Here is a 9,954-nt window from a genome sequence, read left to right on the forward strand (position 1 = left end):
TCAACGTACCGGGAAAACGGACGTGGGCAGCATCTATCTGATTCGACATGGCCAAGCCTCCTTCGGTGCAGACGACTATGACGTCCTGTCACCCGTCGGTGTGGAACAAGCGCAAGTGCTCGGTCGCCACCTGGCCGACCTGGGCCTGACGTTCGACCGTTGCATCGCCGGCGACCTGCGCCGTCAGCAGCACACCGCCAACGCCGCCTTCGATCAGTACCACGCCCTGGGCCTGCCGGTACCGGCACTGGAAATCGACAGCGCCTTCAACGAATTCGATGCCGACGCGATCATCCGCGCCCTGCTCCCCGATTTGCTCACCACCGAATCCGAAGCCCTGGAGATCCTGCGCAATGCCGCGCAGAACCGCAGCGAGTTCCAGCGCATCTTCGCCCTGATCATCGAGCGCTGGCTGGCCGGCACCTATGATCCACCCGGGCTGGAAAGCTGGCTGGGTTTCGTGGAGCGTGTGCAGGGCGGCCTGCAACGCATCCTTGAAGCGGCGGACAACACGCAGAAGATCGCGGTGTTCACCTCCGGCGGCACCATCACCGCCCTGCTCCACCTGATTACCCGGATGCCCGCCGCCCAGGCGTTCGAACTGAACTGGCAAATTGTTAACACCTCGCTCAACCAGCTGAAATTCCGCGGTCGCGAGGTGGCACTGGCTTCCTTCAACAGTCATACCCACTTGCAACTGTTGAAGGCGCCGCAGCTCATCACTTTCCGATGAGCCGCGGCCAACCGTGACCCCAAGGTCACTGGACTCACCCTAAAGGATCGAAACCATGACTGACGTAGCTAAAGCCGTAGAAGCAATGAAAGCCAAATTCAACCCAGCTGCCGCCGACGGCCTGGACCTGGTGTTCGGTTTCCGTATCGACGACACCCAGAACTTCTCGCTGGTAGTGAAAAACAACACCTGCGAACTGCTGGAAGGCGAAAACCCAGACGCCCAAGTGACCCTGGTCATGGACGGTGACACCATGAAAGGCATCGTCGACGGCTCCACCGACGGCATGCAAGCATTCATGGGCGGCAAACTGCGCACCGAAGGCGACATGATGCTGGCTATGAAGCTGAGCGAGCTGTTCCCAGCCTGAGTGCAGTGAAACTCTATTGTGGGAGGGGGCTTGCCCCCGATGGCGATGTCATAGTCGATACCTGTATTGACTGAACCACCGCTATCGGGGGCAAGCCCCCTTTCACATTCAGCCTGTGTTCGGCTGCAGCAACAACGCCACCAACGCACTCCACCCCGTCTGATGGGATGCCCCCAACCCACGCCCGGTCTCCCCATGAAAGTATTCATGGAACAACACCAGATCACGACTCGCCGGGTCAGCTTCCAGCTGTGCATACCCCGCCATCGATGGCCGCAACCCATTCTCATCCCTCAAGAACAATCGAGTCAGGCGCTGGCTCAGGCTGTCGGCCACCTCATCCAGGGATGACAGATACCCGCTTCCCGTCGGGTACTCCACCGAAAAATTATCCGCATAGTAGCGATGAAACTCGCGCAGCGATTCAATCAGCATGTAGTTGACCGGCATCCACAACGGCCCACGCCAATTGGAGTTGCCGCCATACAGCCGTGAATCGGATTCACCGGGTTGGTAGCTGGCGCACAGGGTGTTGCCATTCATCTTCAGCGCCAAGGGTTTCTCGGCAAAGGACTTGGACAGGGAGCGCACACCAAAGGCCGACAAGAACTCGCCTTCATCAAGCATGCGCCGCAACAGATCCTTGGTACGCTCACCGCGCAACAACGCCAGCAACAGGCGGTTGCCCTGCCCCGGCTCGTTCCAGCGTGAGACCAGCTTGGCCAAGTCCGGCCGATGCTTCATGAACCCCAGCAGGCGTTCGCGCAAGCCTTGCAAGCCCTCGTGTTCACGCTGCTCCAGCACCAGCACCGCAAACAGCGGCATCAGGCCGACGATAGAGCGCAGGCGTACCGGCTCACTCTGACCGTCCGGTCGGTGCAGCACGTCGTAGAAAAACAGGTCCTGCTCATCCCACAAGCCTTCGGCACCGTCGTCGACACGGTTGATGGCACCGGCGATGTACAGGAAATGCTCGAAGAACTTCACCGCAATGTCCACGTACACCCCATTACGCTTGGCCAACTCCAGCCCCATGCGCATCAGGTCCAGAGCGTACGCGGCCACCCACGCCGTACCGTCGGCTTGATCCAACTGGTAACCCGCTGGCAACGCGGCCGAGCGGTCGAACAAAGCGATGTTGTCCAGGCCGAGGAAACCGCCCTGGAACAGATTGCGCCCCTCGGCATCCTTGCGGTTGACCCACCAGGAAAAATTCAACAAGAGCTTATGGAAGATCCGCTCGAGGAAATCCATGTCACCCACGCCGGTCAGCGCTTTGTCCTGCTGATACACCCGCCAGCTGGCCCAAGCATGTACCGGTGGGTTGGCATCGTCGAAACGCCATTCATAGGCCGGCAACTGCCCATTGGGATGCATGAAGCGGTCTTTCACCAGCAGCAACAGCTGTTGCTTGGCATACCCCGGATCGATCAGCGCCATCGCCACCGCCTGGAAGCCCTGGTCCCAGGAGGCATACCACGGATACTCCCAGGTATCGGGCATGGACAAGATGTCGAAATTCGACAGGTGTCGCCAATGGGTGTTGCGAATATGCAGGCGCTCGGGCGGCGGCGCGGGTTGGGCCGGGTCGCCGTCGAGCCATTGGTTCACGTCAAAATAGTAGAGCTGCTTGGACCACAGCAAACCGGCCAGGGCCTGGCGCTGCACATTACGCGCATCGTCATCAGCGATGCCCTGCTGCAAGGCCGCATAGAAGTCATCGGCTTCCTGGCAACGTTGTTCGAAAAGCTTGCGTGCGTTGACCTCAGGCGCATCCGTGGGAGCAAAGCGCAGGTACAAGACCTTGCTTTCCAGGCCCGCCAGCTCGAGGACAAATCGCGCCGCGACCTTGGTTCCACTGTCACGGCGAATCGCCGATTGCACCGCGCCCACGACGTAATCGTTGATGCCATCCTTGAATGGCCCCAAGGCCGCCAGCCCATCCAGCTTGAGGTAATTGGTCTCGTTTTCGCAGAAGAGCCATTCCACGCCGTCCTGGCCCCAGGCGCTGAGATGACGATCGGGCAACTCATGGTGGTGGGCCAACACCTGATCACCGCTCAGTGTCAGCCGTGGCCTGGGCGCGTCAAAGGTCCAGCTCCAGTCATTACGTGCCCAGAGCTGGGGCAACACGTGCAGGCGTGTCGGTTGATCCGAGCGGTTGTGTACGGTGACACGCATGAAAATATCGTCGGGTTGGTGCTTGGCGTATTCGACGCTGACATCGCAGTAGCGGTTATCTTCAAACACCCCCGTGTCGAGTATTTCGTACTCGGCATCACCCAACCCGCGCCGGGCGTTTTCGTTGATCAAGTCTGCGTAGGGAAAGGCCCCGTGGGGATACTTGTAGAGCATGCGCATATAGGCATGGCTCGGCACGCCATCGACGAAGAAATACAGTTCCTTGACGTCTTCACCGTGGTTGCCCTCGGCGTTGTTCAGGCCAAACAGGCGCTCTTTGATGATCGCGTCATGCTCGTTCCACAGTGCCAGGCCCAGGCACCAGCGTTGCGCTTTGTCACTGAAACCCGCCAGCCCGTCCTCGCCCCAGCGATAGGCGCGGCTGCGCGCATGTTCATGGGGGAAGTAGGCCCAGGCGTCGCCGTCGGCGCTGTAGTCTTCACGCACGGTGCCCCACTGTCGCTCACTGAGATAAGGGCCCCATTCGCGCCACCGTTCGGCGTCTTGAGTCGCCAGGCGCTGGCCTTCAATCGTGTCAAGAATGCGTGCCGTCATGGGTTCCTCCACCACCAACAAAGTGAGGGGCAGTGTAGAACCCATCCGCCCCCGGATGCACATGAAGACCAACATCAACCCACAAAAAAGCTGCAGGCCGCTGATTAGGCGGGCTGCAGCTTTGGGCTTGCCGGCGCGTTGTCAGAAGATCGCGTAGGTATAGTTGAAGATCAGACGAGTCTGGTCCTGATCCGGCGTGCCCGTGTTGTGGCCGTGGTAAGTACCGGTGCGCAAGGTGGTGCCGAAGCCCTTGAGCGGGCCTTCCTGCACAACGTAGTCCAGGCGGAAGTCGGTTTCGTTTTCTTTCTGGTCAGCGCCGCCGGCCACTTTGGACTTGATGCCGGTGCCGTCCAGGTAGGCTACGGACGCTTTCAGGCCTGGCACGAATGCCTTGAAGTCATAGGAGTACTGACCGAAGTTAACCTGTTCGCCGGCACGGGAGAACTGGCCGACCACGGCGTCGGTGAACAGGTAGAAGTCACTGCCGCCTGCGCCCTGTGGGTTCGGATCGGCGAGGCTGCCCTGGTTGACCCAGACGAAGCCACCGTCATCGCTGACGCCAATGTGACCAAGCATCAGGCTGCTGCCACCCAACTGGTAGGTGAACGCGGCACTGTAGGTTTTGTTGTCCACTTCGCCAGCGTGTTTGGCGTAGCCACCGTTGTTGTTGAACGCGTAGCCCGACTCGCCGTTCTTGCCGTCACTGCTGCTGTCGAAGTAGCGCAGGTCGGTCTTGAACGATTGGTCGTTGCCCAGGGGCAGCACGTGGACCAGGCCGAAATAGTTCTGTTTGTAGAAGTTTTCCAGGTTGGCGTAGTAGTACTGCAACGTCAGGTTTTTAGCGATAGCGTTGTCGGAAGAACCAAACGGCTTGTAGTCAAACCCGCCGAACTTGAAGCTGTCGCTGTCACGGGTGCCGCCGGCCACGCTCAGGCCAGTGGAATTGCTCGATGCACGGCCTTCGGCCTTGTTCAACTCACCGGCGGTGATACTCACGTTCGGGATGTCGTTGGAGGTGAGGATGCCGCCATCAAAGGTCTGCGGCGCCACGCGACTGTCGTTGGAAACCAGGATCGGTAACACCGGCGCCAAGCCGCCACCGACGTGCAACTCGGTCTGGGAAATCCGGAACTTCACGTTGCCGGCGGCGCGACCGAAGGAGTCGGCAGGCTCGGTGCCATCGTTTTTGGTAGGGAAGAAGCTGTTGCCGTTACCCGACAGGCCTGGGCCTGCGGTGTGACCATCACCACCGTCCAGGCGCAGCGCGCCGAAGGCCATCACGTCGAAACCAACGCCGAGGGTGCCTTGGGTGAAGCCGGACTTGTAGTCGAAACGCAGCATGGTCGCGGCTTCGCGCAGGTCGTTGCTGGTCCCCGAGCGGTTATCGGCGTTGTAGTACATGGTCCGCGAACTGACGGACGCATGGCTGTCTTCAAGGAAGCCGCTGTGACCGGTACCTGTGCCCAGGGACCCCAGACCAAAATCATCAGCGCTGGCTTGCTGTGCAAGCAGTGCGGCGGTGACGGATAACGCCAGTGTAGAAATTTTCATTAACGACGGCCCCTAAATCTATTTTTATGTGCGTGGTGTGCAGAACAGCTTTCATCCCTACAAACGTGACGATTGTTTCATGGGGACTGGGGCGCACCTCGTGAAGAATTTGTTAGGAAAGTCGGGGAAAAATGAAATTTTTCACCGGGTGTTTTTTGTCATATTTGCGTCATGTCATTCATTCGCAGAATGAAGTCCTGAAGATTCTTCGTTTGCGGGATAGCACCAAGCCCAACAAAATCCAGCCAAAGGCCACATCCTCTCCACAGCGTTCAGGAATTTTTCTATGCCCAGTGCCGCGCATGTCAGCCCCGACGAGATCCGCAAAGGCTTTTCCAAGGCCATGTCGGACATGTACCGAGATGAAGTTCCGCTGTATGGCGCACTGATGGGGCTGGTGGCCGAGACCAATAACCGGGTGTTGAACAGTGATACGGGCCTGGCCCAGCAGTTACGGCGCACCGGAGAAATCGAACGATTGGACATGGAGCGCCACGGCGCCATCCGCCTGGGCACTGCCGAAGAGCTGACCACCATATGTCGTCTGTTTGCAGTGATGGGCATGCAGCCGGTGGGCTACTACGACCTCACCCCCGCTGGTGTGCCGGTGCACTCCACGGCCTTTCGCGCCGTGCATGAACGTTCGCTGCAAACCAGTCCGTTCCGCGTGTTCACTTCACTGCTGCGCCTGGAACTGATCGAAAACCTCGACCTGCGCACATTCGCCGAAAGTGCCCTGGCCAAGCGATCGATCTTTACCCCAGGCGCCCTGGCATTGGTTGGGCAAGCAGAACGGGACGGCGGCCTCAACACCCAAGACGCCGATGAATTCATCCGCCAGGCCCTGGAAACCTTCCGCTGGCACCACACCGCCACCGTCACCGCTGCGCAATACCAACTGCTGAGCGACCAGCATCGCCTGATCGCCGATGTCGTGGCATTCAAAGGCCCGCACATCAACCACCTGACACCACGCACCCTGGATATCGACCAGGTGCAGGCCGCCATGCCCGGCAAAGGCATCACCCCTAAAGCCGTGATTGAGGGCCCGCCCCGCCGTCAGTGTCCCATCCTGCTGCGCCAGACCAGTTTCAAGGCGCTCGACGAACCCATCGCCTTCACCGACGCCCAAGGCAGCCACAGCGCACGCTTCGGCGAAATTGAACAACGCGGTGTCGCCCTGACGCCCAAAGGCCGCGCCCTGTACGACCAGTTGCTGAACGCTGCACACGATGAGCTGGGCGCCTTCCCCAACGAAGGCAACGCCACGCGCTATGTGCAATTGATGGACCGGCACTTCCAGGCCTTCCCCGACGACCACACACAGATGCGTGAACAGGGCCTGGCGTACTTTCGCTACTTCGCCACCGAACAGGGCCTGGCGGCACGCGGCCACGCCGATCAACCACGCGGGCTGGAGTCATTGATCGCGGCCGGCCATGTGGCAGTGGAACCCTTGGTGTATGAGGATTTCTTGCCAGTGAGTGCGGCGGGGATTTTCCAGTCGAACCTGGGGGATGCGGCGCAAAGTCACTACGCAGCCAATGCCAACCAGGCGCAGTTCGAACAGGCACTGGGCCGTCAGACAATTGATGAATTAAAGCTGTATGGCGAGACGCAGCAGCGTTCCATCGACGAATGCCTGAAAACACTGCTGAGTTGAAATGAAGTGCCCACCCGGCTCAGCTGCGCAGTCCTTGCGCCGCAAAAAGGCCCCAGAGCCGGGTGGACGGTTGGCATCATAGGCAGTGAAACGCCCTCTGTCCCTCAGACAATTCTGAACAAATATTGCGACTGTTCCTACGCTAGCCGTTGCGCAATTTCGTCTTTGATCAACAACCGCTTCTTCTTCAATACCTCCACCTTCTCATCACTGGCGCTGGCCGACTCCGCTTTCAGCACCTCCTCGTCGGCAGCGTCATATTGGGTGAACAGCACGTCCAACCGTTTATCGCTCGCCCTGCGTTCGTGAACGACTTCCTTGCTAAACCCCAAGTCCTGATAAAGGTCGTGTTTCACTGGCATGGCGTACCTCCGCACGTTGATCGATGGCCTACGCTCTTGAAGCTAGCCCATTGCGCGGGGTCTTGTCATGTTTGAAGTCAACATGACCCCGTTCGTCGCAAGGCGGACGATGGGATCAAACCTTTGTCACACACAGCCCTCCACTGTAGATCGCCACCCGAGGGAGATCGGTTTCATGAATCATGCCGCCACTGCTGTCGACACCCAATGCATCAACACGATTCGCACCCTGGCCATGGACGCGGTGCAAAAGGCCAACTCCGGCCACCCCGGCACGCCGATGGGCCTGGCACCGGTGGGGTACACGTTGTGGAGTCGTTTCCTGCGCTATCACCCGGAGCATCCCGACTGGCCCAACCGGGACCGGTTCGTGTTGTCGGTCGGGCATGCGTCGATGCTGCTGTATTCGCTGCTGCACCTGGCCGGCGTGGTGGAAGTGGATGCCCACGGCAAGCCGTCCGGGGCGCCAGCGATCAGCCTGGACGATATCAAGCAGTTCCGACAGATGGGCTCCAAGACCCCGGGCCATCCCGAATACCGCATGACCACCGGCGTGGAAACCACCACCGGCCCGCTCGGCCAGGGTTGCGCCAACAGCGTGGGCATGGCCATGGCCGAGCGCTGGCTGGCCAAGCGTTTCAACCGCAACGGCCAGGTATTGTTCGACTACAACGTTTACACCCTGTGCGGGGACGGCGACATGATGGAAGGCATCAGCAGCGAAGCAGCATCGCTGGCCGGGCACCTGAAACTGGATAACCTGTGCTGGATCTATGACAACAACACCATCAGCATTGAGGGCCACACCGAGCTAGCGTTCAGTGAGGATGTGATCAAGCGTTTCCAGGCGTATGGCTGGCACACCTTGCACGTCACCGATGCCAATGATTTACAAGCATTGAGCACTGCGCTGGAAAGCTTCCAGGCCAACACCGGCGCGCCGACCCTGATTGTGGTCGATAGCGTGATCGGCTATGGCTCACCTCATAAACACAACACCGCTGCCGCCCATGGCGAACCGCTGGGTGAAGAAGAAATCCGTCTGACCAAGGCCGCTTATAACTGGCCGCAAGACTCAAGTTTCCTGGTGCCGGATGAGGCCCGCACGGCGTTGCGCGATGCGTTGCTCGAACGTGCCGAGCCCCTGTTCGACCAATGGAACCAGACCCTGTCCCACCTCGACCCGCACCTGGCCGATGAACTCCAGCGTATGCGCGCCGGGGCAATGCCCGAGCAGTGGCAGGCCGACCTGCCGAGCTTCGCAGCGGATGCCAAGGGCATCGCCAGCCGGGCCTCGGGCGGCGAGGTGCTGAACGTCTTCGCCCAGCACATTCCCTGGCTGCTCGGCGGTTCGGCGGATTTATCGCCCTCGACCAAGACCAACCTCACCTTCGACGGCGCCGGGCGTTTCAGCGCCGACGACTACAGCGGACGCAACCTGCACTTCGGTATCCGCGAGCATGCCATGGGCGCCATCGCCAATGGCATGGCGTTGTCGTACCTGCGCCCATACACCTCGACGTTCCTGGTGTTCAGCGACTATATGAAACCGCCGATCCGTCTGGCGGCGATCATGGAGTTGCCGGTGGTATTCGTATTTACCCATGACTCCATCGGCGTGGGTGAAGACGGGCCGACGCACCAGCCAATCGAACATTTGACCCAACTGCGCGCCACGCCGGGGCTGCTCACGCTGCGGCCGGGTGATGCCAATGAAACGCTGGAGATGTGGAAGGTGGCGTTGGCGCAAACCCACCGACCCAGTTGCGTGGTGTTATCGCGTCAGGCGCTGCCGACGTTGGACCGTACGAAATATGCGAGTGCCTCGGGTGCGGCCAAGGGCGCTTATGTGTTGGCGGCTGCCGACCACCCGAAAATCATCCTGATTGCGAGCGGCAGCGAAGTGAGCCTTGCCGTGGCGGCCTACGAGCAGTTGAAAACCGAAGGGATTGCCGCACAGGTGGTTTCAATGCCCAGCTGGGAGCTGTTTGAAGATCAGGATCAACGCTATCGCGACAGTGTGTTGCCGCCAACGGTGAAGGCTCGAGTGGTGGTCGAACAGGCTGGCCCGCTAGGCTGGGACCGCTATGTCGGGCAGACCGGCGCCAAAGTGGTGATGAACAGCTTCGGCGCATCGGCCCCGCTGCCCAAGTTGCAGGAGAAATTCGGATTTACCGTGGAGAATGTGGTGAAGCAAGCGAAAGCACAGATCCAACTGACGCAACACTGATCAAAAATGTGGGAGCTGGCTTGCCTGCGAAAGCGGCGGTACAGCCGATAAATAGGTCGCCTGTGCTGCCGCCTTCGCAGCCTCGCTGAAGCTCGACAGCTCCCACAGGAGATTGGCGGTGTTTGGGGGCCATCGCGTCCTGACGCGTGTTCGCCAGCAATAGAGATCAAATGTGGAAGCTGGCTTGCCTGCGAAAGCGGCGGTACAGCCGATGAGTAGGTCGCCTGTGCTACCGCCTTCGCAGCCTCGCTGAAGCTCGACAGCTCCCACAGGAGATTGGCGGTGTTTGGGGGCCATCGCGTCCTGACG

7 protein-coding genes are annotated in these 9,954 nt (G+C 60.0%); 4 read left to right on the plus strand and 3 right to left on the minus strand.

Annotation, left to right across the window (positions count from 1 at the left end):
* Positions 1-22: 22 nt before the first annotated feature.
* Both AC07V4_RS16925 and AC07V4_RS16930 read left to right on the plus strand, forming a co-directional pair.
* Entirely contained in the window at positions 23-733 is a 711-nt protein-coding gene (locus tag AC07V4_RS16925; protein ID WP_492637549.1) for a histidine phosphatase family protein, read from the plus strand.
* Positions 734-788: 55 nt separating this feature from the next.
* Positions 789-1,103: an SCP2 sterol-binding domain-containing protein gene (locus tag AC07V4_RS16930; RefSeq protein WP_048730219.1), complete on the plus strand. Its 315-nt coding sequence runs from the start codon at positions 789-791 to the stop codon at positions 1,101-1,103.
* Between the two features lie 108 nt (positions 1,104-1,211).
* On the opposite strand, the gene AC07V4_RS16935 is transcribed toward AC07V4_RS16930, so the two are convergent.
* Positions 1,212-3,839, minus strand: coding sequence for an MGH1-like glycoside hydrolase domain-containing protein (locus AC07V4_RS16935; RefSeq protein WP_492637550.1), 2,628 nt, complete (start codon positions 3,837-3,839; stop codon positions 1,212-1,214).
* Positions 3,840-3,980: 141 nt separating this feature from the next.
* The gene (locus tag AC07V4_RS16940) at positions 3,981-5,390 is read right to left on the minus strand and encodes an OprD family outer membrane porin (RefSeq protein WP_492637551.1); all 1,410 of its coding nucleotides are present in this window, start codon (positions 5,388-5,390) and stop codon (positions 3,981-3,983) included.
* A 286-nt stretch (positions 5,391-5,676) separates the two neighbouring features.
* On the opposite strand from AC07V4_RS16940, the gene hglS reads away from it, so the two are divergent.
* Positions 5,677-7,053 carry a 2-oxoadipate dioxygenase/decarboxylase HglS gene (gene hglS / locus AC07V4_RS16945; protein ID WP_492637552.1) on the plus strand — a complete coding sequence of 459 codons (1,377 nt, stop codon included), beginning with the start codon at positions 5,677-5,679 and terminating at the stop codon, positions 7,051-7,053.
* A gap of 137 nt (positions 7,054-7,190) precedes the next feature.
* Here the strand turns inward: hglS and AC07V4_RS16950 are convergent, their stop codons facing one another.
* A complete protein-coding gene (locus AC07V4_RS16950) occupies positions 7,191-7,415 on the minus strand; it encodes an HP1242/YdcH family protein (protein WP_492637553.1) in 225 nt (74 codons plus the stop codon).
* Positions 7,416-7,590: 175 nt separating this feature from the next.
* On the opposite strand from AC07V4_RS16950, the gene tkt reads away from it, so the two are divergent.
* On the plus strand, positions 7,591-9,645 hold the full coding sequence (gene tkt / locus AC07V4_RS16955; protein ID WP_492637554.1) for a transketolase: 2,055 nt from the start codon (positions 7,591-7,593) through the stop codon (positions 9,643-9,645).
* The last annotated feature ends 309 nt before the right edge of the window (positions 9,646-9,954 follow it).

Source organism: Pseudomonas sp. GW821-FHT03A09 (assembly GCF_059421065.1).

Bases quoted from the DNA above. Each gene is read 5' to 3' on its own strand.
- AC07V4_RS16930 (WP_048730219.1), top strand. From the start codon at position 789: ATGACTGACGTAGCTAAAGCCGTAGAAGCAATGAAAGCCAAATTCAAC.
- AC07V4_RS16935 (WP_492637550.1), bottom strand. From the start codon at position 3,839: ATGACGGCACGCATTCTTGACACGATTGAAGGCCAGCGCCTGGCGACT.
- AC07V4_RS16940 (WP_492637551.1), bottom strand. From the start codon at position 5,390: ATGAAAATTTCTACACTGGCGTTATCCGTCACCGCCGCACTGCTTGCA.
- hglS (WP_492637552.1), top strand. From the start codon at position 5,677: ATGCCCAGTGCCGCGCATGTCAGCCCCGACGAGATCCGCAAAGGCTTT.
- AC07V4_RS16950 (WP_492637553.1), bottom strand. From the start codon at position 7,415: ATGCCAGTGAAACACGACCTTTATCAGGACTTGGGGTTTAGCAAGGAA.
- tkt (WP_492637554.1), top strand. From the start codon at position 7,591: ATGAATCATGCCGCCACTGCTGTCGACACCCAATGCATCAACACGATT.